The organism is Ruegeria sp. CE9, from assembly GCF_056537425.1.
Genome location: NZ_JBQFRO010000016.1, coordinates 14,374 through 40,628, shown reverse-complemented (window position 1 = coordinate 40,628; position 26,255 = coordinate 14,374). Strand labels below are relative to the sequence as shown.

The 26,255-nt window shown below is 55.2% G+C and carries 23 protein-coding genes; 20 read left to right on the top strand and 3 right to left on the bottom strand.

Annotated elements, in window-relative coordinates:
• Nucleotides 1-22: 22 nt before the first annotated feature.
• Entirely contained in the window at nt 23-1,441 is a 1,419-nt protein-coding gene (locus tag ACR0B3_RS22165) for a 3-hydroxyacyl-CoA dehydrogenase NAD-binding domain-containing protein (RefSeq protein WP_480810969.1), read from the bottom strand.
• Nucleotides 1,442-1,665: 224 nt separating this feature from the next.
• Between ACR0B3_RS22165 and ACR0B3_RS22160 the strand changes: the two genes are divergently transcribed.
• The 20 genes from ACR0B3_RS22160 (at nt 1,666) to ACR0B3_RS22065 (ending at nt 24,320) form a co-directional block, all read left to right on the top strand.
• Nucleotides 1,666-3,105 carry an aldehyde dehydrogenase family protein gene (locus ACR0B3_RS22160; RefSeq protein WP_480810968.1) on the top strand — a complete coding sequence of 480 codons (1,440 nt, stop codon included), beginning with the start codon at nt 1,666-1,668 and terminating at the stop codon, nt 3,103-3,105.
• A 23-nt stretch (nt 3,106-3,128) separates the two neighbouring features.
• Nucleotides 3,129-4,241 (top strand): iron-containing alcohol dehydrogenase, encoded by a 1,113-nt coding sequence (locus tag ACR0B3_RS22155; protein ID WP_480810967.1) that lies wholly within the window; start codon nt 3,129-3,131, stop codon nt 4,239-4,241.
• Between the two features lies 1 nt (nt 4,242).
• A complete protein-coding gene (gene cofH, locus ACR0B3_RS22150; RefSeq protein ID WP_480810966.1) occupies nt 4,243-6,699 on the top strand; it encodes a 5-amino-6-(D-ribitylamino)uracil--L-tyrosine 4-hydroxyphenyl transferase CofH in 2,457 nt (818 codons plus the stop codon).
• Nucleotides 6,696-7,370, top strand: a complete 675-nt coding sequence (gene npdG / locus ACR0B3_RS22145) for an NADPH-dependent F420 reductase (RefSeq protein ID WP_480810965.1) — start codon at nt 6,696-6,698, stop codon at nt 7,368-7,370. Before cofH ends, npdG begins: the two co-directional genes overlap by 4 nt.
• A complete protein-coding gene (cofE, locus tag ACR0B3_RS22140) occupies nt 7,371-8,174 on the top strand; it encodes a coenzyme F420-0:L-glutamate ligase (protein WP_480810964.1) in 804 nt (267 codons plus the stop codon).
• Nucleotides 8,171-9,136: a 2-phospho-L-lactate transferase gene (gene cofD / locus ACR0B3_RS22135; RefSeq protein ID WP_480810963.1), complete on the top strand. Its 966-nt coding sequence runs from the start codon at nt 8,171-8,173 to the stop codon at nt 9,134-9,136. The genes cofE and cofD overlap by 4 nt, the downstream gene beginning before the upstream one ends.
• Nucleotides 9,133-9,732 carry a 2-phospho-L-lactate guanylyltransferase gene (gene cofC / locus ACR0B3_RS22130; RefSeq protein WP_480810962.1) on the top strand — a complete coding sequence of 200 codons (600 nt, stop codon included), beginning with the start codon at nt 9,133-9,135 and terminating at the stop codon, nt 9,730-9,732. Before cofD ends, cofC begins: the two co-directional genes overlap by 4 nt.
• Before the next feature lie 143 nt (nt 9,733-9,875).
• Nucleotides 9,876-10,691 (top strand): HpcH/HpaI aldolase family protein, encoded by an 816-nt coding sequence (locus ACR0B3_RS22125; RefSeq protein ID WP_480810961.1) that lies wholly within the window; start codon nt 9,876-9,878, stop codon nt 10,689-10,691.
• Between the two features lies 1 nt (nt 10,692).
• Nucleotides 10,693-11,241: a PPC domain-containing DNA-binding protein gene (locus ACR0B3_RS22120; protein ID WP_480810960.1), complete on the top strand. Its 549-nt coding sequence runs from the start codon at nt 10,693-10,695 to the stop codon at nt 11,239-11,241.
• Between the two features lie 21 nt (nt 11,242-11,262).
• A complete protein-coding gene (locus ACR0B3_RS22115) occupies nt 11,263-12,225 on the top strand; it encodes a dihydrodipicolinate synthase family protein (protein ID WP_480810959.1) in 963 nt (320 codons plus the stop codon).
• Nucleotides 12,222-13,127: a dihydrodipicolinate synthase family protein gene (locus ACR0B3_RS22110; RefSeq protein WP_480810958.1), complete on the top strand. Its 906-nt coding sequence runs from the start codon at nt 12,222-12,224 to the stop codon at nt 13,125-13,127. The genes ACR0B3_RS22115 and ACR0B3_RS22110 overlap by 4 nt, the downstream gene beginning before the upstream one ends.
• 11 nt (nt 13,128-13,138) lie before the next feature.
• A complete protein-coding gene (locus ACR0B3_RS22105) occupies nt 13,139-14,524 on the top strand; it encodes an MmgE/PrpD family protein (protein ID WP_480810957.1) in 1,386 nt (461 codons plus the stop codon).
• Between the two features lie 23 nt (nt 14,525-14,547).
• Entirely contained in the window at nt 14,548-15,537 is a 990-nt protein-coding gene (locus tag ACR0B3_RS22100) for an LLM class flavin-dependent oxidoreductase (protein ID WP_480810956.1), read from the top strand.
• A 225-nt stretch (nt 15,538-15,762) separates the two neighbouring features.
• A complete protein-coding gene (locus tag ACR0B3_RS22095; RefSeq protein ID WP_480810955.1) occupies nt 15,763-17,001 on the top strand; it encodes a CaiB/BaiF CoA transferase family protein in 1,239 nt (412 codons plus the stop codon).
• 29 nt (nt 17,002-17,030) lie between these two features.
• Nucleotides 17,031-17,810: an enoyl-CoA hydratase-related protein gene (locus ACR0B3_RS22090; protein WP_480810954.1), complete on the top strand. Its 780-nt coding sequence runs from the start codon at nt 17,031-17,033 to the stop codon at nt 17,808-17,810.
• A gap of 4 nt (nt 17,811-17,814) precedes the next feature.
• The gene (locus tag ACR0B3_RS22085; RefSeq protein ID WP_480810953.1) at nt 17,815-19,425 is read left to right on the top strand and encodes a class I adenylate-forming enzyme family protein; all 1,611 of its coding nucleotides are present in this window, start codon (nt 17,815-17,817) and stop codon (nt 19,423-19,425) included.
• A 2-nt stretch (nt 19,426-19,427) separates the two neighbouring features.
• The gene (locus ACR0B3_RS22080; protein WP_480810952.1) at nt 19,428-20,207 is read left to right on the top strand and encodes an enoyl-CoA hydratase/isomerase family protein; all 780 of its coding nucleotides are present in this window, start codon (nt 19,428-19,430) and stop codon (nt 20,205-20,207) included.
• Nucleotides 20,208-20,311: 104 nt separating this feature from the next.
• The gene (locus ACR0B3_RS22075) at nt 20,312-21,484 is read left to right on the top strand and encodes an acyl-CoA dehydrogenase family protein (protein ID WP_480810951.1); all 1,173 of its coding nucleotides are present in this window, start codon (nt 20,312-20,314) and stop codon (nt 21,482-21,484) included.
• Nucleotides 21,485-21,529: 45 nt separating this feature from the next.
• Nucleotides 21,530-23,038: a 3-hydroxyacyl-CoA dehydrogenase family protein gene (locus tag ACR0B3_RS22070; protein ID WP_480810950.1), complete on the top strand. Its 1,509-nt coding sequence runs from the start codon at nt 21,530-21,532 to the stop codon at nt 23,036-23,038.
• Between the two features lie 94 nt (nt 23,039-23,132).
• Entirely contained in the window at nt 23,133-24,320 is a 1,188-nt protein-coding gene (locus tag ACR0B3_RS22065; protein WP_480810949.1) for an MFS transporter, read from the top strand.
• Between the two features lie 63 nt (nt 24,321-24,383).
• On the opposite strand, the gene ACR0B3_RS22060 is transcribed toward ACR0B3_RS22065, so the two are convergent.
• Nucleotides 24,384-25,691, bottom strand: coding sequence for a TRAP transporter large permease (locus ACR0B3_RS22060; RefSeq protein ID WP_480810948.1), 1,308 nt, complete (start codon nt 25,689-25,691; stop codon nt 24,384-24,386).
• Nucleotides 25,688-26,221, bottom strand: a complete 534-nt coding sequence (locus tag ACR0B3_RS22055) for a TRAP transporter small permease (protein ID WP_480810947.1) — start codon at nt 26,219-26,221, stop codon at nt 25,688-25,690. The genes ACR0B3_RS22060 and ACR0B3_RS22055 overlap by 4 nt, the downstream gene beginning before the upstream one ends.
• Nucleotides 26,222-26,255: the final 34 nt, after the last annotated feature.

Sequence of the window (26,255 nt, the reverse complement as noted above, 5' to 3'; positions counted from 1 at the left end):
CTCCGGTTTTCAAAGATCGTTTTCAGGACAGCGCAGCTTGCGCAAGCGCCAGAGAAACGCGATAGCGCGGGTCGCCATAGGCGGCTTCGAGATGCTTCAACGTGGTCGCGACATGATGAAGGCCAATGTCTTGCGCCCATGTGATTGGACCCTTCGGGTAGTTCACCCCAAATCTCATCGCTTCGTCGGCACCTTCTGCCGTTGTAACGCCCTGCAGAACGGCATCAAAAGCTTCGTTTGCCAACATGGCGACCGTGCGCATTGCAATCAATCCGGGGCAATCCCCGATCAGACTTACGGCAAACCCTTTGCTTTGCAGGCTGGCGACGATTGCGTCGAAGTCTGACTCAGGCACGCCGTTGGATCGGGTCACAGAAATTCTTTTGGCGTTTGCGACTGTGAGGTCATAGAGGACCACTGGCGCCCCTTCATCCAGCGCCCGCTGCTTCGCTGTTCGCCCGTCAGTCAGCGCAACAAGGGTTTCGCCGCATTTTGTCGGGTTGCCTGCGAGGTCAAAGGGAAACGGATCGATATCCGCCCGCTCAAGCGTTGCCGCTGTTTCGGGTTTCGCGCCTTCGGCGTAGTCATAATAGCCCCGGCCACTTTTCCGACCCAGCCAGCCTGCGCGCACATATTCCTGCTGGAGTAGCGAAGGACGGAACCTGGGGTCGCCGAAATAGGCCTCGAATACGGATTGGCTAACCGAAAAGTTCACATCGTTGCCGATCAGATCCATAAGGGTGAACGGCCCCATGCGGAATCCGGCACCTTCGGTCATGACCGCGTCAATGGTCGCAAAGTCGGCAAAGCCCTCTTCGCGAATGCGCAGCCCTTCGCCATAAAAGGGGCGCGCAATGCGGTTGACGACAAAGCCGGGGGAGGAGACAGCTTCAACAGGTTTCTTACCCCAAGACACGGCAAGTTGCGCAACCTCGGCGACAACGTCGTCGCTGGTCGCAAGGCCACGGACAACTTCGACTAGTTTCATCAAAGGCGCAGGGTTGAAAAAATGCATCCCAACAAACCGCCAAGGGTTTCTCAGCCCGGCACCGATAGCTGTAACCGAGATTGATGACGTGTTCGTGGCGAGGATTGCGTCTTGCGGCACGATTTCTTCGAGCTTCCGAAACAGATCTATCTTGATGTCGGCATTTTCAACAATTGCTTCGACGACGAGGCCGCATGTGGACAATTCTTCCAAAGTGTTCGCGACACCAAGCCGATCGCAGGAGGCCGCGCAATCTTCTGCCGACATGCGGCCTTTTTCGACCTGACGTTTGAGAATTGCGATTATGCGTTCCTTTGCGGCGGTCGCCGCACCTTCGGCGACATCGTATATGAGAACCTGATGGCCAGCGGTCGCCGCGACCTGAGCGATCCCGGCACCCATCGTACCAGCGCCAATGGTTCCCACAGGCACCAATGCTTGTTTGCTTGGCATTTTATGCTCCCGCTATGCCTGAATCTGCAGTTGATCATTAGGATATATGTACCATAAAATGATAGCAATCCCGTTTATTATAACAATATTGCACGCTGAAAGCTGTGAAAAATATCATAAATGATTTGAAAAATGAGATACAGATCGTATTATAGATCAAAGTGAGTTGCGAAATTTCCAGGCAAAACGCGAAATCCGCGAGAGCCAGAACAAGGTGAGAGAATATGAGTCAGCATGAAAATTTCATCGCAGGTCAATGGGTTAGCGGTGAGAGCTTTACGCCCAACGTGAACCCCTCGAATCTGGATGACGTTATCGGTCACTATGCTGGTGCGAGTGTAAAAGACACAGAAGCCGCAATTGCAGCGGCAAAATCTGCCGCACCCGCTTGGGCACGTACAGGGATTCAGGCGCGCCATGACATTCTTGCCAGGGCAGCAGCCGAGCTGATGGCCCGAAAAGAAGAGTTGGGTCAATTGCTGGCGCGCGAAGAGGGCAAGACCCTTGCCGAAGGTATAGGTGAAACAATCCGCGCGGCCCAGATTTTTGACTTCTTCGCGGGTGAAACTCTGCGGCTGGCTGGTGAAGTTGTGCCATCCACGCGTCCCGGTCTTGGTGTGGAAATCACGCGCGAGCCCGTTGGTGTCATAGGTATTATCACGCCCTGGAACTTCCCGATTGCGATCCCGGCCTGGAAGATCGCGCCGGCACTTTGCTATGGCAACTGCGTCGTATTCAAACCAGCCAGCCTTGTGCCGGGCTGTGCCTGGGCTATCGCTGATATCCTGTCGCGTGCCGGTTTGCCCGATGGTGTTTTCAACCTGGTGATGGGTGGCGGTGGCACTGTTGGAGAAACGATGCTGCAATCCGATGACGTGGATGCGATCAGCTTCACCGGTTCCGCCGGGATTGGCAGGTCGGTTGCCCGGATCTGTGCCGAAAAGATGCGCAAGTGCCAGCTTGAAATGGGCGGTAAAAACCCGATGGTCGTGCTTAACGATGCTGACGTGAACGTTGCCGTTGACTGCGCCGTTAACGGAGCATTCTTCTCAACAGGCCAGCGCTGCACAGCCTCCAGCCGTCTGATCGTTGAAGAGGGAATTCATGACGAGTTTGTCGGCGCCCTCAAGACGCGCCTGGAAAATCTGGTTGTTGGGGATGCGTTGGATCCTGCCACTCAGATGGGTCCGGCGGTCGATGCCAGCCAGTTGGCGCAAGACTTGGATTACATCGCCATTGGCAAGTCTGAAGGTGCAACTGTTGCCTTTGGCGGCGAGGCTTTGACACGCGAGACAAAGGGGCACTTTATCGCGCCAACTTTGTTCACCGAAGCGACCAATGACATGAGAATTTCGCGTGAAGAGATCTTTGGCCCGGTTGCCAGTGTCATTCGCGTGGCCAACTATGACGAGGCCCTTGCGACCGCGAACGATACCGAGTTTGGCCTGTCGGCTGGTATCTGCACGTCGTCGCTGAAATTCGCGACAGATTTTAAACGCAACAGCGAAGCCGGAATGGTTATGGTCAACCTCCCGACCGCGGGGGTTGATTACCATGTGCCGTTCGGTGGTCGCAAAGGATCGAGCTTTGGGCCGCGCGAGCAGGGCAGCTATGCTGCCGAGTTCTACACAACAGTGAAAACAGCTTACAGCTTCGCAGGCTAATCGGTTCAGAGGGAATACACGAAATGGCTACTATCAATTATCTTACCCGTGTCGAGCTGGATCATGGCATTGCTGGAAAACTCCCCGAGTTTTGCGCGGAATTCGGAATGACCCGCCCATTGCTGATCGGAGATCAAGGGCTGGTGGCTGCAGGTGTGGTTGCCAAAATCTCTGCTCTGTTTGACAGCGAACTGGCGCAATTCATGGACACGCCACCGAACCCCACGGAAGAGGCGGTTTTAGAGGCTTTGAAAGTCTTCAAAGCCAATGATTGCGACGGGATCATCGCGTTGGGCGGTGGGTCTCCCATCGATCTGGCGAAGGGCGTTCGCCTTATGGCTAGCCACGAGGGGCCTCTGGCGCAATACGCAGCCGTAGAAGGTGGTGTTGCAAGAATTCAGAACAATATGTGCCCGTTGATCGCTGTTCCGACCACAGCAGGCACCGGCTCCGAAGTTGGCCGCGCGGCGGTTCTTAAGATGGCAGATGGCCGTAAACTGGGTGTCCTGAGCCCCTATTTCTTTCCGTCATTGGCGGTCTGCGATCCCGATCTGACCTTAGGATTGCCGCCTATGCTGACAGCAGCGACCGGCATGGATGCGCTCTCGCACTGTCTCGAGACTTTCATGGGTGCGGCGGCAAACCCGCCTGCCGATGCAATTGCGCTGGAAGGGTTGAGCCGTGGTTACGCAGCTATCCGTGTTGCGGTGAAGGATGGCCAAAACAAGCAAGCTCGCTTTGACATGATGGTTGCCGCATTCGAGGGTGCGCTGGCTTTCCAGAAAGGCTTGGGCGCGGTTCATGCCCTGTCACATCCGCTTGGTGCGATTGACGGTCTCACGCTTCATCATGGCACGCTAAATGCGGTGCTCATGCCTGCGGTGCTCCGGTTCAATCGCCCTGTCATCGGCGATAAATGGGAGCGTATGGCCGCAATTCTGGGCGGTGAGCCGGACGAAGTTATGGCGGCTTTGAACGCGGATCTGGGGCTGCCCTCGCGGTTGAGTGAAATGGGCGTTCTTGAAGAGCATCTGCCAGCCGTCGCGGCGGGTGCAATGAAAGATCATTGCCACGGAACCAACCCACGCTCCCCCACCGAGGCTGAATATCTGGCCCTGTTGAAAGAGGCGTTTTAAAGTGACACATCATGCGCGGGATATTTATGGGACCAGAGAGATTGTCGCGGACATTCTCCGAACGGCGGCAGAACAAGCACCGCTTGTTCTGGAGCAATTGTCATCGCAGTCCCACAATGCCTTGCTTGAGGCAGCCCGCGCAAAACGTGATGAGGCCTTTGGCAACATCGTTACCTATTCGCCAAAGGCCTTTGTCCCTCTGACCAAGCTGTGTCGAAACAGGTGTCACTACTGCACATTCGTCGAGGCGCCCAGCGATGCCGCGCCCGACTATATGTCTCCGGAAGAGGTTTTGGAGGTCGTGCGCAAAGCCGAAGCGCGCGGCTGTACCGAACTGCTGCTAACCCTTGGGGACAAGCCGGAACGACGCTACGAGAGCGCGCAGAAATCGCTTGCCAGATTGGGGTATTCGAACACGATCGAATATGTCCACGCGATCAGCAAGCTGATCCTCGAAAACTCGACGATGCTTCCGCATGTCAATCCGGGCGTGATGACCTGGGATGAAATCGCGTCGCTGCGCGAAGTTTCCGTATCTCAGGGTCTAATGCTGGAAACCACGTCGTCCGAGCTGTTGCAGGCGGGGCGTGCGCACTATCGGTCACCCGACAAGGTTCCCGCCGTCAGAATGCGGACCCTGGTTGACGCCGGTCGGTTGAATGTCCCCATGACCAGCGGGATCCTGTTTGGCCTTGGGGAAACTGTTCTGGATAGAATAACCTCGTTGCTGGCACTGGAATTGCTGCACCAGAGATACGGTCACATTCAGGAAGTGATTGTTCAGAATTTCCGCGCCAAGACGGACACGCTGATGCACAATGCCGCCGAACCGGACATGACCGAGTTGTTGTGGACTGCTGCTGCTGCGCGTATCATCCTGTCCGAGGATATTTCTTTGCAGGTTCCGCCGAACCTCAGCAGTTCCAATTTCCCCGAACTTCTGAGCGCGGGCATCAACGATTGGGGCGGGATTTCCCCGCTCACTCCGGATTTTGTAAACCCCGAAGCGCCGTGGCCAGAAATTGCGCGGTTGCAGGATGCAACGGAAGACGCAGGTTTCCATCTGGAGCCGCGGTTGCCGATCTATCCGCGCTATGTGCAGCAGCTGGACAAATGGCTGGATGCTTCGATGCGCACCAGTGTAACGCGTCGGGTGGATGCCGAAGGTTTCCCTCGGGATACGGATTGGCATGTGGGAATGGTGGATAACGCCCCGGCTGCACAGCCTGGTCCGGTCCGGGCCGCGTCGACTGCAATAGAGACAGTACTGAGCGATTTGAAAGCAGGCGTTCTTTTGAATGAGGCCCAGGTTACACGCTTGTTTGCAGCCCGTGGAAATGATGTCGAAGTCATTTGTCAGGCGGCAGATGAATTGCGCCAGAAGACATGTGGTGGCACCGTCACTTATGCGGTCAACCGGAACATCAATTACACCAATATCTGCAAATATAGCTGCAGTTTTTGCGCCTTCTCAAAAGCGAACGCTCGTACGACCGAGCGTGAGTCCCCTTACAATCTCGGCGAGGCTGAAATCAAACGCCGGGCAGCTGAGGCCTGGGCGCGTGGAGCCACCGAGGTTTGTATGCAAGGCGGTATCCACCCCGGCTACACAGGCGAGGTATATCTGCAGATATGCAAATGGATCAAAGAGGCGGTGCCGGACATGCATATCCATGCATTCTCGCCGCTCGAAGTCACGCATGGCGCAGAAACGCTTGACCTTACGGTTCGGGAGTTTCTGGAGCAGCTCAAGGATGCAGGGCTTGGAAGTCTGCCCGGCACCGCAGCCGAAATTCTGGATGACGATGTCCGAGATATTCTGTGTGCAGACAAGGTGAACACGGAACAATGGTTGGATGTGGCCGAGGCTGCGGCAGACGTCGGATTGCGCATGACGGCTACGATCATGTTCGGTCATGTCGAACAGCCCGTGCATTGGGCGCGTCACTTGCTGCATCTTCGTGGTATTCAGATGCGTACAGGCGTTTTCACGGAACTGGTCCCGCTGCCTTTCGTGCATATGGACGCCCCGGTCTACAAGAAAGGCGAGGCCCGGATGGGGCCGACGTTCCGCGAAGTGCGGCTCATGCATGCCATTGCGCGCCTCGTGCTTCATCCGCACATCACCAATATCCAGGCCTCGTGGGTCAAGGTTGGGCCGAAAGGTATCGGTCAATTGCTGAATGGTGGCGTCAATGACCTTGGCGGGACCTTGATGAATGAAAGCATATCGCGCGCAGCGGGAACGCAACACGGCCAGGAAATGGGTGTCGAGCGCCTTGAGGCACTGATCGAGGGCGCGGCGCGCATGCCCAAACGCAGATCAACGCTCTACGCCAGTGTTTCTGAAGAAAGACAGTTGGCTGCCCGTCACGCAGTAGACCTGCAACCAGTCAAATACGAGCGTATCAAAGTAGCCAAGCGAAGGCTGGCTCATAGGGAAGAGGTAATGCAATGAGCTCAGATTCTACTTCAAAATCAATCGCTGTCATTGGCGGAACAGGGGCTGAAGGCAGCGGGCTTGCGCGCGGCTGGGCGAAAGCCGGACACAAGGTGGTCATTGGTTCGCGCTCGCCGGAAAAAGCCGCGGCAGTTGTTGCCGAGCTGAATGAAATGAACCCTGCGCATCCGGTGACGGCAGCAAGCAACCTAGATGCAGCCGCCGCTGGAGACATCGTTGTTCTGGCGGTTCCCTTCAAAGGACAACAGGCCACGGCAACGGAAGTTGCTTCGGCTTTGGACGGAAAAATCCTCATCGATGTTACGGTACCTCTGGTTCCGCCCAAGGTTGGACGGGTGCAGTTGCCCGATGGCGGCTCTGCCGTTGCCAAGCTTCAGGAGGTTCTGGGCGAAGGTGTCCGGGTTGTTTCGGCTTTCCAAAACCTGTCTGCCCACCATCTTTCGCATCTTGAGCCGGGTGGAGAATCCCCAACGGACGTTCTTGTTTGCGGTGACAGCAAGGATGCCCGGGAAGAGGTCATTGGGCTGGCTGGCGATCTGAACCTTAGGGGTATTCACGCGGGTCCGATTTGCAATTCCGCAGCTGCAGAAGCGCTGACATCGCTGTTGATCGGCATCAATCGCACCTATAAAATTCCGGGTGCCGGCATTCGTATCACCGGTATCTGAATGGCGCGTGATCTGAGCGATATGGCAGGTTTGGGCGCCGATCAAAAAGTTGCACGGTTCGAATGTGTTGCGCTTCCAGGGATCCCGGAAGTTATGCCCGGCCACGATTTGACCGGCTTGATCCTTGACGGGATTGCCCGAGCCGGCATGCACGTGCAAACTGGTGATGTGATCGTAATCGCTCAGAAAATTGTGTCAAAAGCCGAGGGCAAGACCGTTGACCTGACACGGATTGCCCCCTCGGAAAAAGCTCTGGCATTGGCGCAAGTTACACAAAAGGACTCCCGTTTGGTCGAACTGATCCTGCGGGAGTCCAAAGACGTGCTGCGCGCCGTTGCGGGCGTCTTGATTGTAGAGCACCGGCTGGGTCATGTCATGGCCAATGCCGGAATTGATCAGTCAAACGTTCCCGGTGAAGATGTGGCGCTGTTGTTGCCCGAAGACCCGGATGCCACTTGCGTTGACATTCGGGATTGCATTCATGCGGAAACCGGCGCTGACGTTGCCGTTTTGATCAATGACAGCCATGGCCGTGCCTGGCGAAACGGTACGATGGGCGTAGCATTGGGTGTATCTGGCATTGCAGCCCTCGACGACAGATGCGGTGGATACGACCGCGACGGCCGCGAATTGGTTGCAACACAGATCGGGCTGGCCGATGAGATTTCGGCAACAGCATCGCTTTTGATGGGCCAAACTGACGAAGGCCGTCCAGTTGTTCTGATCCGGGGCATTCCCGGGGTTCCCGGCAAAGGTGCAGCGTCGGACCTGCTGCGTCCCCGCGAACGGGATTTGTTCCGATGAAAAAGGCAGACGGCAAAATATGCGCCATCGCCGGAGGCGTCGGTGGTGCGAAACTGGCCAAAGGTTTTGCCGATATCAGCAAGCCAGATCAACTGAAGGTCATCGTGAACACCGGTGATGACTTTCGTCATCTCGGACTGCACATTTCACCAGATCTCGACACGGCGATGTACACGCTTTCTGGTTTGAATGACCAAGAACGTGGTTGGGGATTGGCGGGTGAAACGTGGGGAATGATGAAGGCGCTGAAGCGTCTGGGCGGTCCGGACTGGTTCCTGCTGGGCGACAGCGATCTGGCAACGCACTTGATGCGTAGTGAGTTGCTGGCAAATGGAGCTACCCTCACGGAAGTGACTCGCGCTTTGTCGACCAAACTTGGCGTCAACGCTCAGATTTTTCCGATGAGTGATGACCCGGTAAGAACCATGGTTGTAACCGACGAAGGGACTATGGGGTTTCAGGAGTACTTTGTTGGTCGGCAATGCGCGCCGCGGCTCAAAAGCCTAACATTTGAAGGGGCGGCAAAGGCACGTTTTTCGCCTGACGCATGTGCTGCTTTACAAGATCCCGATATCAGCCTTATCGCGATTTGCCCGTCCAACCCGATGCTCAGCATCGGCCCTATCCTTGCCATTCCGAGCGCGCGCGCAGCAATCAAAGATGCCAAAGCACCGGTCGTCGCTGTATCGCCCATCGTCGGCGGAACTGCAATCAAGGGCCCGCTGGCAAAAATAATGAGCGAACAGGGTATGGAGGTCAGCGCGCTTTCGGTTGCCAAGTTTTATGGGGATTTGCTGGATGGTTTTGTTCTGGACGAAATCGATTTCGCCCAAAAATCTCAGATCGAGGATTTGGGGATTCAGGTCCTTGTGTCGAATACGGTAATGCATGACGATGATGCAAAACGCCTGCTGGCCCAGGAAGTTTTAGGGTTTGGTGAAGGGTTGCGAGCAAGCAGATGACTGTCGGCCTCGTCATACCCTTCCGGTCGGTTGCAACGGGCAAGAGTCGCCTGAGCAGCCTTCTTTCGGGTGCTGCCCGGTCCGACCTGTGCCTTGATTTGCTGCGCCGAACACTTGAAGTTGCCACTCGGGTGACCGGCCCGAAGCTGGTGATCGTCGTGTCCAATTGCCCTTTTGCGCATAAACTCGCACTTGAGTTAGGGGCAAGCGCGGTTCGCGAACCACATCCGATCGAATTGAACGCAGCAATCCAGCTTGGTGTAAGCGTCGCCCGAAGCAAAGGGGCCGACGAAATTGTGGTTCTCCATTCGGATATCCCAAGAACCTCAGTGTCTGCCGTTAAGAACGTCATAGCCGTGGGAAGGAGATCGGAAGGAGTTGTTCTGGTCGCTGACAAATCCGGCTGCGGAACCAATGCAGTGTACCTGCCGGCAAGACAGGAAATGACCTTCCTGTTCGGGGAAGCCAGCTTGGGCCGACATCAGTCCCATCTCGAAAAACTGGGGCATGAATTTGTTACCATGTTCGATTCGCCTCTGCGTGAGGACATCGATACTCCCGAAGACTACCTAAAATGGAAGTCTCAAGCGGCATAAGCCGTTATTAATTCATGATTACAAAGATTTAATCGGGATCTGAAGCCAACTTTCGGTGGCGGAATAGTGCATCATTTTCCATAGTCGTGCTTGACTATGCAGGATAAATCCCGCTTAATAGAACAATGTGCTAGGAGGCAAAAATGAAACGCAGTTTGAGGGAACGGGTTAGAGCGGGTGAACCTCTGTTTGGAACATTCTCGTTTTTGTCCTGTCCGTCGCTGGTGGAGATTCTGGCAGAATCCGGGTTCGACTTTGTCATTATCGACCTGGAGCACAGCCCCAAGAATTGGGACACGGTTCAGCACATGGTGCGCGCCGGTGAGTGCGGCGGTACCGAAGTCTTGATCCGCACGCGCGATATGGACGAAAAATCCATTTTGGAAGCGTTGGAATTGGGTGTGTCTGGAGTCGTTGTTCCAATGATCAGCACGGCGGAACAATCCAAGTCCATTGCTCTGTCCTCGAAATACGGACCTGAAGGCAATCGCGGAACATGTACCGCCAGCCGATCGTCGCGTTTTGGCGCCTTGCGGGGCGGATTTGTCGAACACGCCCGGCGCCTGAACGAAGAAACATTGGTTGTGGCGCTATTGGAAGACGCCGAAGCCGTAGAAAATGCCGAAGAGATCGCCGCAGTCGTGCCTGGCGCAGACGTTATCGTCGTTGGGCGGGCAGATCTTGCAGCATCTCTTGGATGTGCGGGGCAGGTGAATGACCCGAAGGTCCTGAATGCGACGGACAAGATTGTTGATGCTGTGGCGACCCACGGCGTTGAAGGTCGAACAGCCGGTATCGGCGTTTATGGCCCCAAAGACGCTGAAGAATGGATCGCCCGTGGCGTCAATTTCTTCATCTACGCCACTGACACGATTATGATCCGGAACGCAGCTGTCGACATTTTGGACAGCTTCGCTCCGGTCAAAGCGAAACACACACCAAACCCGGAGACCAATTGACATGTCCTCCTTGCCGAACATCGATACTATCGCCACGTCTAAAATAACTGACGTCTATTGGGTGCAGTTGAACCAGGGTGCGGATCTGTACCATTCGTTGATCGAAGTCGCGAAAGAAAAGCAGATCAAGACCGGCCTTGTCTTGAACATTGTCGGCGGTTTGACCAAAGCGCGCCTGTCGACCCCGTTGGCCAGTGATACAAATGCATTTGTGCAGCCAGGTATTGAAGAGTTTAGCGGCCTCATGGAGTGCTCGGGCTTTGGAACCATTGGCCACAATCTTGATACGTTCGACTCGCGCGAAAAGTCGGGCATTCTTTACGAGGCGGGTGAGCCCAATATTCACGTGCATCTGACAATTGGCCAGCACCCGGAAACCCATATGGGTCACCTGATCGAAGGGTGCATCGTCCGATCCGTTATCCCGAAATCGCATTTTACTCTGGTCGTTGCCAAAACCGAAGGCGCGGTGCTTGAGATGACGCGTTCGAAAGAAACCACCGAGAAATACCCGACCGGCGTTCCGGTTCACAACCTTCGGGAAGTGTAACGCGCAGCAGGAAGGAAGATTATGACCTGGCATGTCCCGGAAGGATACATACCTAATCTACTGACTCCGCTTTTGCCGGATCATGAAATTGACGAACCAACCCTTAGAAAACTGGTTGAATTTCATTGTGGTCTCCCCAATGCGAGCCACCTTTACGTTGGGGCCAACCTGGCAGAGCCGCATAACTTGTCATCTGATGAGCGAAACAGGATTGTCGAAGTTATCGTCGATCAGGCGGCGGGCCGTCTTGATGTGTGTTCCGGCGTATCAAGCGCGAGCCTGGATGAGACACTTGGCCTTGTCGAGGCTGCGGAAAAGGCGGGTGCCAAAGCCGTGTTCGCCGTTCCGCCCTATCATTGGCAGGTAGGGGACGAAGAGCTGTTCGATTACTTCGCCACCGTTGCCGAAAACACGCCTTTGTCCATCACAGGATACCATCTTCCCAGTTGGCAAGGCGGTGCCGGGCTAAGCGTGGATTTCCTGTGCCGACTGGTGCAGCGTGTCGACAATGTCGTCGGGATCAAGGACGCCAGTTTCAATCTGCATTATTTCTGCCAGCTACAGGCTGCAATGCATGAGCTTGGCAAACAGTTCGAAACAAGTGCCAGCCTTGAATGGTACGTGACGACCATGCCGCTTGGCGCAAAAACTGCGCACACGGCCATCGCGTCTATTGCCCCTAATCTGTCCCAAGAGTTGTTCGAGACAGCCAAAAACGGTGATTGGGGCGCAGCAAGAAAAGCGTTTGTCAAATTCGGACGGCTTTGGGGCGTGATCTATCCGGCGTTTCCCAACAGCCTAAAGGTCGCAATGGACATGATGGGACGCTCGGTCGGTCCGATGCGCCCTCCGCAAGAACCCCTGTCGGGGTCAGCCGTTCGTGAAATTCGAGAAAAGCTGGCAGCACTTGAGTTTCTGAAAGATGAGCCGCGCGGCTGGGATCTGTCAGACCAAGGCCACGAGTTTCAACAGGAGATTGCATGATGGGTTTGCCCAATGGGATAATCTATTCTCCGTTGATGCCGTTCGACGGGGACGCTGGGTTGGATGAAACGGCGTTGTCACACCAGGTCGAGTTCCTGATCGGGCAGGGCGCTGCCGGGCTGTGTTCCTTCATTCATGGCGGCGAAATGTTCAACCTCCGCGGTCAGGAACGACATCGTGCGATGGAGATCATGGCCGAAGCAGCCGCTGGTCGGGTTCCACTGTTCGCGCATGTCAGCACGTCTGCAACTCACATGTCGGCAGAACTTGCATTGCACGCGCAAAAGCTGGGTGCCCAAGGTGTTTTGTTGTCGAAACCTTATTACTGGCGGCTGTCGGAAAAAGAGCAGCTTAGCCATTTCACAACAGTGGCCGAAGCAATTGATGTAGATTTGTTTATCTACAATGTGCCGCGTTACAGCGACAATGTCGGGGTCAGCATTCCGGTCGTGACCGAGTGTCTTGAGGCGATCCCGAATTTCGGCGGCGTTGTCGAAAACAGCTTGAACTATCTCTATCTGTCACAGCTCTATTCTCTGTTTGAGGGAACAAAGGCCCGTTTGACGACAGATACAGCCTACCTGCTTCCGACCTCTCAGATCGGCGTCACGTCATGGTTCAGCCCTTTGGGCACTGTCGCGCCGGGTATGTTGTCTGAGCTTCTGGCCGCAATTCAGTCAGGCGACATGGCGCAAGCGGCTGTTTTACAGCACAAAGTCAGCCGTATCGTCAGCTTGTTGGGCGATATGTCTCCTCCGCATTTGAAGGCTGCATCAGAAATCGCCGGGCGGACACTGGGGATCCCGCGCCGCCCCTTACGGCAACTCAAATCAGAAGAGATGTCGCGTATGCGGACCGGATTGGAAAGCTATTTGCCAGCCTCCGACATGGTCGGCTGGTAGGGAGAGTTCAGATGTCTTCAGAGCCCATCGCCCGTCAATACGCCAGCTTCGCCGCTAACCTGACCCTTGCCGACATTCCAGACGAGGTTCAGGTGGCAACGCGTCGTCATATCCTTGATGGAATAGGGGTGATGGTGGCGGCCATGCGCACGTCCTTCGGAACGCAGGGGGCTCTATTGGCCGCTGTCAATGGCGGTGCCGGACATGCGACGGCCATTGGTTTGCCGGATAAAGTCCCGGCTACCTCCGCCGCTTTGGCAAACGGGATGTTGGGCCACGCGCTGGATTTCGACGATTCACATAGCCCTTCGATCACGCACCCGACTGCCGTATTGGTCCCCGCCGCATTAGCTGTTGCTGAAATGACCGGAGCGTCGGCCCAAGAAACACTGGTGGCCCTTGCCGCAGGATATGAGATCAACAACAGGGTCGGCGCTGTAGCAGGCCGACGGTTGATGGATGCGGGCATCCATTCCACCTCTACCGCAGGGGCTTTTGCAGCTGCATCCATTGCCGCACTTCTGATGGGGTTGGATGAGGAAGGCCACAAGAATGCGCTTGGGCTTGTTGGCAGTCAGGCGTCAGGTATTCTCGAATTTCTGACCGATGGTACAGATGCAAAACAGCTACATGCAGGTTGGGCGGCCAATGCCGGAGTGACCGCCGCCTTCCTGGCCTCTCGCGGCCTTACCGGGCCCGCAACTGTGTTCGAAGGGCCGAAAGGGTTTTTTGCAAGTCACATGGGTCGGGATGAAGTGTCCTGTTCCGGAATGGCTGAAGAACTGGGTTCACTTTGGACCGGGCTGGAGATCACGTATAAGCAATATCCGGCCTGCCACCTGAGCCACGCGACGGTCAACGCATATCTCGCAATTGCGCGCGACAAGGATGTTCATCCCGACCAGATCGACGAAATCACATGTATGGCGCCTGACTATTATATCCCTGTCTTGTTCGAAAGCCGTGATGAAAAGCTGAACCCTCGCTCTGGTTACGAGGCCAAGTTTTCGATGCCGTACTGCATCGCGCGAACAGCTTTGAAAGGCCCGCCGACGCTTGAGGATTTCGAAGAAGCCGCGTTTACGGATGGCGAAACGCTCGCGTTCGCGAAGCGCGTGACTTACGTGCAAGAAGACTATCCAGAGTTTCCCGCCGAATACCCCGGCGGTGTTCGTGTGAAACTGAAAAACGGTCAAGAATATACCCAGTATGCCCGCGCGACTCCGGTCCTGACCGAGGCAGACCTGAAGAACAAATTCCAAGCAAACTGTGCCCCTGTATTGGGCGCAGCCTCTACCCAAACGCTTGCAGGAGAGATCCTGAGCTTTGGGAAATCCAACGAAAAACAAGTGACCGATATTCTGGCGCCTTTGCGGTTTGATGGCCTTGCGTCCTGATACGGGGAATTAAGGAGAGAAATATGTCCGATAAATTGAGACAGATCGGTGTAACGCTCGCCGGTGTTCGGCCGGAACGTAGTACAGGGATGGAGCAGTTTGAAGAGTCACTGATCATTGCACATTCAGCGCGTGATGCCGGGCTCGGCCACATGGTCTTTGGCCAGCACTTCCTGGCGCGCCCGTTGCAATACCTGCACCCGATTGCGGCGATGTCGCGACTGGCTCCGGAAACGGGTGACATGAACCTGACATTCGGGATCATGCTGCTGCCGCTTTTGAACCCGGTAGAAGCTGCAGACCAATTGGCTACCCTGGATGTCATCAGTGGTGGACGCCTTATCTTGGGTGTCGGGCTGGGCTATCGCGACGTTGAGTTCGAAGCCTTCGGCGTCAACCGAAAAGAGCGTCTTCCGCGCATGCTTGAATCGCTGGACGTGATGAAAAAGCTCTGGACGGGTGATCCTATCGACCACGAAGGACGCTTCTTTACCATCAAAGCCGACGGTGCAAGCCTGACACCGGTTCAGCAGCCGCATCCGGATATCTGGATGGCTGCGATGGCGCCCAAGTCGATCGAGCGGGCCGCCAAGATGAAGCATCCCCCGTATATTGGCCCTTCGGTTCCGAAGGACAAAGTGCGTGAATGGATCAAGATGTATCGCGAGATCACGGGCGACCCGACCGCGACATTGCCCATACGCCGTGACGTCTTTGTTGTTCCAGACCGTGACAAGGCCTGGGAACTGTCTGGACCCTTCATCGAAGAGAAGTATGAGCTGTATCTGAGCCAGGGGCTTGATGATTCCCTGGGTGAGGCAGGTTCTCTGCGCGAGGCGATCAGCGAGCGTGTGATCGTTGGCGATATTGATGACTGCTCGGCCCTGATGGAAGAGTATTTTGAGATGGGCGCCGCACCGCTTATCCTGCGGTGCCAGTGGCCGTCGCTGGGCATTACCGAAGTACAGAAAATGGTGCAGGACGTTGCGCAGGCTGTGCGCAACATCGGCTAAGCCTGCGTAACGCGGTAAATCTCTACCCCGCTGAAAAGCTTTTGGGACCTGCATGATTTCATGCGGGTCCTTTTTTTGTTTGGAATTCGTCTGTCCAGTAATTGACGGCGCGCGCCATTTGTTTTAAAAATGGGATAAATATAGAATAATAGAACACTCAGAAATCAAAGACTGACATCATCGTTGTCGTTTTCAGATGCAGGGTGACCACTGACGGAGGACCGGATGTCGAAGGATTCAGTTCATCTTGTTCCGATAAAACCCGATCCATCGGGCCCATTTTCCTTGCTGAACGGTGTTCGGGTATTGGATCTGACGACCTCGATCGCTGGACCATCCTCAACCATGCTGCTTGGCGATTTTGGGGCCGAGGTGATCAAGATTGAACGACCCGGTACCGGCGATGATTGTCGCGCTTGGGGGCCCCCGTTTCTGGATGGTGTGTCGCTTTGGTACCTGTCGATGAACCGGAACAAGCAAAGCGTCACCTTGGATTACGCATCGCCCGAAGGATACGAGGTGCTTTGTGATCTGGTCCGGCATTGTGACGTAATCGTTCTGAATATGCCAATCCGCGTCCAGAACAAGCTGCGGTTAGACTATGAAACACTTAAGAACGTAAAGGCTGACCTCGTCCACGCCTCTATCACAGGTTTTGGACTTGAAGGCGCAAGGAAAGATCGCACCTGCTATGACCTGATCGCCGAAGGTTATTCCGGCGTCATGGACCTGACCGGAGAACCGGATAGCCCGCCGCAAAAGGTTGGAACGCCAGCGGCGGATATGCTGGCCGGGCAAGACACCGCTATGGCTATTCTGGCGGCACTTTATGAACGTCGCGGCTCGGGGCAGGGGCGGCAGCTGGATATCAGCCTCGTCGAAAGCATGTCGCGTTTCATGAGTTGCCGCATCGTGCCTTACATGGGCACAGGTGAGGTTCCCGCACGTTCGGGCGGGCGGGACAGCGTGATTGCAATCTATCAGGCTTTCGACACCGCAGATGCGCCAGTGACCTTGGGTCTGGGCAATGACGGGATCTGGAAGCGTTTCTGGGCAGCCGTAGGGCAGCCGGGTTATGCCGAGCGACCCGAATTCGCGAGCAATGCGGATCGCCGGAAACACCGGTCTGAAATCGTGGATTACATTCAGGCCCTTCTGAAAACCAAGGGACGGGATCACTGGCTGCAGTTGTTGGCGGATGCGCGCGTGCCATCCGGGCCGATTAACACGGTCATGGATCTGGTGGAGGACGAAGCCCTGAGCGATCGGCGTTTCTTGTTTGAGATTGACGATGACGAACGCCGTGTCCCGCAGGTTGGCTTGGGTATCCAGGTCGACGGGAAACCAAGCCTGCCAGCCTCTATCCCGCCACGACTGGGTGAAAACTCCAACTCTGTTTTGCGCGATCTGCTCGGATATCCCGAAGACCGCATCAACGAACTCAAATCCCGCGGCACCGTCTGATCGGTGTGCGGATACGAAGGGATTAGCACATGACCTATGAAACAATTCGCTATGAAGAAGATGGCCCGATCGGCACGCTGACGTTGAATCGACCTGAAGATGGCAACATGTTCACCGAAACCATGTGCCACGAAATCCGCGATTGCATCGAGCAAAGCCGCCGGGAATCTCGCACTCGTGTGATGGTTCTGACGGGTGCCGGAGATAAATTTTTCTGCATCGGCGGCCGCAAGGACGGGATGGAAGACAGCCTGACCTATTCCGGCACATTGCCGACGCTGGAAATGTACGATGCCATCGACAAACTTCAGAAACCGGTGATCGCGTCGGTAAACGGCTTCGCGGTCGGCGGTGGCAACGTTCTTCAGATGGTCTGTGATGTCACCATCGCAAAAGAAAGCGCCATCTTCCGCCAGGTTGGCCCGATGATGGGGTCCTTCGATGCGGGCTATGGCACGTGGTATCTGGAAGACCTGGTGGGCAAGAAACGCGCAAAGGAAATCTGGTACGCCAACCCCAAGATCAAAGCCGCTGAGGCCAAGGATATGGGTCTTATCAACCGCGTCGTGCCAGATGCTGAACTGGCGGAGGCGACGAAGGCTTTTGCCCTGGAAATCGCGGATCGCGGTGCATTGGCGCTGGCCTCAATCAAAGGGGCATTCCTAGCGCGCCACGGTGGTGTCAGTGGCTTGTCCCGCGTGACACACGATCTGCTGCTGCGCCAGTATCTTGAAACCGAGGAGTCCAAAGAGCTCAAAGAGAGCTTTGAAGGCCGCCGCGCCCCTGACGCAACCAAATTTGGGAATTGACGTCATGAGACCAGTGCTGACACTTCACGACCCGCAAGCTGCACGCAGCTATTACAAGGCTGGTCTGTGGCAAGATGAAACCTTCTATCAACTGGCGGCAAAGCACGCGGAACGCGCTGCGGATACGGCGGCGCTGCGAGATGGATTGAAACGGCTGACGTGGACGCAGCTACTGGCTGCCATTGATGCGATGGCAAACGATATGGCGGGTCGCGGTATCGTTGCCGGTGATCGCGTCTCGCTTTGGATGGGAAACCGGATTGAGGCCATCGTCACGTTTCTGGCGTGTTCCCGTTTGGGCGTGGCGTGTAATCCATCGTTGCACAGGACCCATACCTGCGCAGAGATTGTTACCCTGCTGAACGAACTTGGCGCGAAAGCTTTGTTGACGCAAGAAGGTTGGGGCGCTGATCGTAAGCAATCCGATTTTGTGGAAATGCTCAAAGACGTGCCGTCGCTAAAGGTTGTCTATGATGTAGACGCCCTCGCTTCGATTGGAGCGCCAGAAGTAGCGGTGCATGAAAATCCGGATTCGGTTGCGTATTTGGCATTTACGTCGGGCACAACAGGTCGCCCGAAATGCGTCATGCACTCAAGCAATACCCTATTGGCGAACGGTCGGGATTTGGTGCGTGACTGGGCCTTGGACGACACGGCAGTGATTTATTCTATCAGCCCGCTCTCTCATCACATTGCTTGGGTTGGGATCGCTCAATGGCTGGTCTGCGGCGGAGAGTTTGTCACGGACCATCCCGCCGATGGTATGTCCCGGATAGATTGGATCATTGAGACCGGAGCAACTTACTGCCTTGGTGTTCCAACGCACGCAATGGACATTCTTGCCGAGCAGGAAAGCCGGAAAATCGAACGTTTGGGAAATGTGCAGATTTTCTACATGGCGGGATCGCCAATTCCCGAAGTTGTTGCGCAAGCCTTTGTGAATCAAGGCATAACACCGCAGAACATTTACGGAATGACCGAGTGCTCCTCTCACCAATACACGCATCCTGACGACAGCCAAGAAACCTGGGTGTCCACCTGTGGGCGCGGCGGTCCTGGCTATGAAGTCAAGATCTGGGATCCCGAAAACCCGGACCAAGAAGTTGCGCAAGGTGAAGCTGGCGAAATCGGAGGCCGCGGTGCGGTCATGATGCTGGGTTACTTTGCGAACCAAGCGGCCACTGAAAAAACATTCAATGCGCATGGTTATCTTATGTCCGGCGACCTCGGGGCCTTTGATGACAAAGGCAACCTTCGCATCGTGGGTCGGGCCAAGGACATCATCATTCGCGGTGGTCACAATATCTATCCTTCGACCATTGAAGCATGTGCCATCGCGCACAGCGAGATCGAAAAGGCGGCGGCCTTTCCAATAAAGGATGACCGGCTTGGTGAAAAAGTGTGCCTGGCGGTTATTGGCAACGTAGAAGCCGACGCTATGCTGCAACATTTGGATGCTGAAGGCCTGTCCAAGTTCGATATGCCGGAATGGTATATCGTGGTGGAAGAGTTGCCCCTTACCGCGAGCGGGAAAATCCTGAAACGAGAACTGACAAAGATGGTTGAAGCTGGTGCGCTGGTGCCCCAACCAGTTCGCTTCAAGGCGAGGAGCTGAAGATGCCTGTCAAACTCGTTCAGGACGAAGAATTTGCAGTCCTAACACTGGATCGGCCGGCGGCACTGAATGCTCTGTCCTTCGATATGATCCGCGAAATTGGGCAGAGTTTCGATCAGGTCGGTGAAATGGCTGCCAAGCGGGAAATCCGTGCTTTGCTGATCACCGGCGCAGGGGAAAAGTCATTCTGCGCCGGCGCTGACATCGGCGAGTTGCGGGAAAGAACGCTCACGGAACAGCTGCAGGGCGCCCGTCTTGGGCAAACTGTCTTTGCAAAATTGGATGAACTCGAGGTTCCTTCTGTCGCTTTGGTAAATGGCTATGCGTTTGGTGGCGGCAGCGAGCTTGCCTTGGCGTGCACGTTCCGGCTGGCGTCCGAAAATGCTGCCTTTGGGTTGCCAGAGATCAAGTTGGGGTTGATCCCGGGTTATGGTGGGACACAGCGTCTTCCGCGGTTGATTGGTGAATCCCGTGGGCTGGAAATGATCATGACCGGACGCACGGTTCGTGCCGCCGAAGCCGAAGACATCGGGCTGGTCAACAAAGTTATCATGAATGACCTAATCGCCGAAGGCAAAACCTTCGCACGGCGTTTCACGCGCTTTGGCCTGCCCGCGCTCAACATGGCGCGGCGCGCCGTTCAAAGGGGCGGGGACCTCTCACTGGCAGATGGGTTGGCACTGGAAGCGGATCTTTCGACGCTCGCATATCAGACTAAAGACGCCGAAGAAGGCATGGCCGCGTTTTCGGAAAAGCGCGACGCGGTTTTCCAAGACGTTTGAAGACATGAAATCCAAGCAGTTGGCGCGGCCCCGGTTGGCCGTGCTTTCTGCTCGCTATATCGGCCGCGACCAAGCCAGAGCCGACAGGAAACGAGGAAAGACAATTGATAACGGATTTGCTTGAACGAAAGCTGGCTGATCGACATTGGAACGAAGAAGAACACATGGTTCTGGATCAGGTCAGGCGTGTCGTAAAAGAAGTAATCGAACCAAATGCCGAGCGGTATGATGAAAGCCACGAATTTCCGTGGGATAACGTTCGCGCGCTAAACGAGATCGGACTGAATGCGCTGTTTGTTCCCGAGGTATATGGCGGGGTCGGGATGTCCTATGCCGTTTATCTGGAAGTCGTGACCCTGATTTCAGAGGCATGTGCGTCAACCGGGATTGTTTACGCAACCAACTATCACGGCATGAAGCCCCTGATCTACTACGGGAGCGACGATCAACGCGAACGTCTTTTGCCCCGGATCGCCGAGGGTGGGCTGGGCGCCCTTGCCATTACCGAAACGTCGGCTGGTTCTGATGCCACCGGCATGACCACAAGCTTCACTCCGGACGGGGACGACATTGTCGTTAATGGCGGCAAGATCTTTATCACCAATGGCGACGCCTTTGATCTTATGCTTCTTTTTGGCAAGTGGAGCGAAATCGACGACCCAAAAGCGTCGATCTCTGCACTGATCGTCGAAAAAGACACGCCAGGCCTTGAGGTCGTCCGTGTCGAAAAGAAGATGGGTCTGAACGCATCGCATACTTGCACGCTCTCCTTCGACAACATGCGTGTTCCGCGTGCGAATCTTCTCAAAAAACCTGGAGACGGCCTACGCATTCTGTTGCGGTCGTTGAACCTTTCTCGACCGTCAGTTGCTGCTCACGCTCGCGGCATCGCCCGTGCCGCGTTCCGCGACATGATTTCCTATGCGAATGAACGCAAGCAATCAGGACGTGCAGTTCTGGACTTTCAGGGCAATCAGTTCACGGTGGCGGACCTTGCCGGTGAATTGGTCATGCTGGAAGCATGGATGGACTATGTCGCCCATCTGGTCGACAATAATGCCAGCGATTTCAGTATGGAAGCTTCATTGGCAAAGCTGCGTGCAAGCGATCTGGCGATGAAAATGGCGCTGGAATGCGTGCAGTTCCATGGAGGATACGGATACTGCCGCGACTTCCGTGCCGAGCGCCTGATGCGCGATGCCAAGATTACGCAGATCTGGGAAGGCACCAACCAAATCCACCGACAACTGATCGGTCGAAGCTTTCGTCAGAAGTGAACGGCACCATCCATAGATGCCAATAGAATTTGAGGAGTTGTGACCGTGAGTGAAATTCGCAAAGTAGCCGTTTGCGGTGCAGGTGGAACAATGGGCGCAGGCATCGCGATGGTGTCTGCCCGTGCGGGGTTTGAAACGATCTGTTTTGATCTTTCAGCCGACGCATTGGCCGCCCAACTAGGTAATGCCCAGAATTTCTTTGATAAATCAGTCGCTCGCGGCCGGATGAGTCAAGAAGATCGGGATGCGACCCTGTCGCGAATGACTGTCACCACGAACCTGAGTGATCTGAGCGACTGCGACCTGGTGATCGAAGCCGTGTTTGAGGACCTTGGCGTCAAGCAAGAGTTGCTGGGTAAGTTGGATGACATCTGCCGCGAAGACACCATCTTCGCATCTAACACTTCGACGCTGTCGATCACGGAACTAGCCGCTGGTAGCAAGATCCCAGAGCGGGTGGTTGGTATGCACTTCTGCCTGCCGGCCCAACTGATGAAACTGATCGAAATGTCTCGGGGTATCCGCACGTCGGATGCGGCTTTTAAAGCGGCTTGGGCCTGGACCGAGGCTGCGGGCCAGCTACCTGTTGAGACCAAAGACAAGCCGGGCTTTATCCTGAACGCGCTGCTGGTTCCCTTTAACAATGATGTGCTTCGGGCGATCGATGCAGGCGTCGCAACACCCGAGGATATCGACCTAGCGATTACATCGGGTTTGGGGTACAAAATGGGGCCTTGCACGCTGCTGGATCTCATTGGTTTGGATACCCAGGTACGCTTGGGCGAAGCCTTTTTCCCGATCACTCATGACCCCCGGGCTGCTGTACCCGCATTGGTCCGCCGCATGGTCGCAGCTGGCCGATTGGGCAATAAGTCCGGGGGCGGTCTGCTCAGTGGCGAAAAGCGAAGCAAGGCAGAAGAAAGCCCGAAAGTTGAAATTGTTCATGGCAAAGACAGCCAATCCTTCCCGGAAAAACAAGCTTCTGCAGTTGAAAGTACGCCGGGTGCGCCGGTTCTTATGTATCTTGGTGGGGCCTATAAAGAGGATCCCAGCCGAACCTGCGTATTGGTCGAACTGACGACCGAATGCCTTGGTGAACACACAGGTGAAAGCTACGGTGACGAAGGTTCAAACACTGTTGGTTTTGCCCGTTATCGCAATGGCTTTGATGCACCTTCGAATTTGATCGAACTTGTTCGCCAGCCTGCGACAGACGCTACCGCGCTGGAGGCGGCGCAGGCCGTGTTCGAAGCGGCAGGTTTCGACGTCGTTGTCAGCGCCGATCAGCCGGGCCGAATTATTGATCGCCTTGTGCGGCCAAAATACAATGACGCGCTGCGTTTCCTGGATGAAGGCCTGGCAAATGCAGAAGGTATAGACACCACGTGCAAGCTTGGGCTGGGCTACCCGGACGGTCCGATTGAACGCGTACTTCGCGGTGGCCTTGTTGATCACTTTGACCGTAGTAATGCAATCTACAAGCAAACTGGACAGGCTGCGTTTGCGCCCGCGCGACGCGCATGTGTCGCCAAAGCGCATGCCGATCGCAGTTAGTGTTAGCTTCACCGCATAAATTCTGAATGTGTTGGGCGGCGCTGAAGAGTGCCGCCCTTATCGCTTAAAAATGTTTTAGGAGCGATTTAAGAGTATGCATGTCAACACTTCCAATGTTGTTCTTTCAGCGGCGATGCTTGCGCGGTTTGCTATGGCATTTCAATACAGTGCAGTCGGAGCGATGGGTGCGGCACTGATCGTTGAGTACAATATGACGCTAAGCCAATTGGGTTGGCTGGTCTCACTCTTCACGCTACCGGCAATTGTCATGGCGCTTCCGGGTGGCGCCATCAGTCAGCGATATGGCGACATCTCTCCGGCGATGGCGGCACTTGGACTTTTGTTGGCAGGGGCAAGCTTGTGCGCCGTGACGGAAAACTACACAGTATTGCTTGTGGGTCGAACTCTATCGGGGGTTGGCGCCACTTTGATCACATTGGTAACCGGGACAGTCTTATCTCGTTGGTTTACGGGTGGCGCACTGTCGCGAGCGATGGCGGTGTCGATGTTCAGCTGGCCGTTGGGGATCGGAATTGCGCTGGCGGCCATCCCTTCAGTAGCCAGTTTTTTCGGGGTTGGCAGCGCGTTTTTTCTGACCGGTCTCAGCGCTGCAGTTCCACTGCTCATCTATGCGAAGTTGTGGAGAAGAGGACTTCAAGCACCGTATGGCCAAGCAACAGTCTCACGCGTGCGTGTAACCGATTTGACAGGTTCAGAGGTCAAACTGATTACGGCTGCAGCGCTTTTATGGACAGTTTTCAATGGCAGCTTCATTTTGTTCCTGAGTTTCGGACCAGTACATGTCCAAGGTGGTCCAGTCAGCGCCGTCCAGGCTGGTTTGATTATGACGGCCGCATTGGTGTCCAACGGATTGGCAACTCTGATGTCCGGCCGCATTAACGATTTTGTTGGACGACCAGTGTTAACCACCGCGATTTGCAGTATCATTCTTGCAATGGGTCTGGCCATTTTCATTCGATCCGGGACATCTACACCAACATTGATACTGATTGGATTGGCCAGCGGATTGCCAATCCCGCCTTTGATTGCATTGATCGTGTCCGCGTTTCCTAATACGCGGCGCAACATTTCAATGGGAGTATTCTACCTAATATTTTACGCGAGCCTTTCCATTGTACCGCCCATAGCCGGCCGTATCGGAGACGTCACTCAAAGTTTGGCCGCTCCTTTGTGGGCAGGTGTCGTGTTATCGGCGTTCGCTCTTCTTTTATTGCCAGTTTTTCATAAGCTCAGACAAAAGGTAGTTGCCAGCGGTAGTTAGAGAAATGGATCGAAGGTAAGGAGGTAGTTGATCCAACTGTTTACGACCGCTGGCGCTCTGTGATCACTCCAGATTATTGGGGATCACCAGAGAGATGTCAGGGAAGCCCAGTATCAGCGACATGATGACAAGTTCCGCCCCCAGGAACCAAAGCAGCCCGCGGAAGATGGTCCCCAAGGGGACTTGGTCTCCGACAACTGACTTAACGACAAACGCGTTCAAGCCGACGGGTGGCGTCAGTAGCCCGATCTCGATGAATTTCACAACAACGACGCCGAACCAGATCAGGTCGTAACCCATTGTGTTTGCCACCGGCAGAAGAATGGGGAGCGAAACCAGCATTACGCCAATTCCTTCAAGGAACATGCCAAGGATCAGCAGGAAAACGCAGATCGACAACAAAACCAATAGCGGGCTTGTTTGGGTGGCCTCGATGTATCCGGCGATAAACCATGGTACACCGGTTAAGGCCAAGAACTTGGTGAACAAAACAGTTCCGATAACGATGAAGAACAACATTGCAGTTGTTTTGCTCGCGTCCACGACGCTTTCTCGGAATATCTGCCAATTCATCTGGCGTCGGGACAATGCCACCAAAAGCGTCACAGTAGCAGCGGCGGCACCCGCCTCAGTCGGTGTCGTGGTGCCTGTATAGATGCCAACAACAACAAACGCGATAATGACCGGGAACGGCCAGAGCTCAATGATCGCTTTTACCTTCTCACCGCGCGAAAACGGTTCGTCTGGCATGGGCGCCAGCGCAGGATTTCTGCGCACACGAAGGTAGATCATCGAACAATAAATGACGGCAGTCATAAGCCCTGGGATGATACCTGCAAGCAGCAGCTTGCTGACCGATTGTTCTGCGTACCAACCATAAAGAACAAAGGCGACCGAAGGTGGGATCAAGGCACCAAGCGTACCAGCGGCAGCAACGGTCGACGTCGCCAACGCCTTGTCATATTTGTGCTTGAGCATTTCCGGCAGCGCGAGCCGCCCCATGACCGCTGTGGTCGCGAGCGTAGAGCCCGATACTGCTGCAAACCCAGCAGCCGCCAAGTTCGTAGCGATTGCCAAACCACCAGGGACAAATCCGATCAACACCCTCGCTGCATGGAACATGGAAGTCGCCATACCTGACTTTTGCGCAAATGTTCCCATGAGAAGAAACATTGGTACGGCACTAAGCGTCCACGAGGCTGCGAAATCATAGGGTACCTCTCCCAAGGTTCCAAAGGCCGCCCTCTCGCCGCGCATTAACCAGATCCCCCCAATTGAGACCGTCGCCAGCGACACTGCAATCGGAACGCGGATGGCCAGCAGACCCAGCATCAAGCCGATGCCATAAAAGCCGATTTCAATATTGGTCACAACGCGTCATCCATTTCTTTTGGGGGGAGAGTCTGGCCGGTCACGATTGCGATCAGATCGCCGACAAAGTGTAAGAGGCACCACGCTGCGGTTAGAAAGAACCCGATTACTGGCAGCCAGCGCCCTGGCCACACTTCGACCTGAAATTCGATATTCGTGGACAGTTCTCGAACCAGCGTCTTCTCCCAGGCTACTTCTAACCCGTGCCAAAAGAGCGTTGCGGCCAGCAGAAACGTAAGCAGCAGTGCGAACGCGTCCAATGCCCGAACAATCCGTGGATTTAGGTTTTGCGTAAAAAGCTCGATGAAGACTTGTGCTCGATCGCGCTGTACGGCGGCGAGTGGCAGGAAGACGACGGCGACCATGTAGTAGAGACTAACAGTTTCCAAGGTGCCAATGATCGGGTGCCGAAAGATGAGTTTAGCAACAACATCAGAGGCGACATGGACCATCATTGCAGTGGTCGCGAGCGCTGCGAGCCACAGAGTGGCAGTTGTGAGCTTACCCACAATTGTTTCAAGATAAGTCATGGTAAAACGGGCCTCACCGGACGTCCCGATGAGG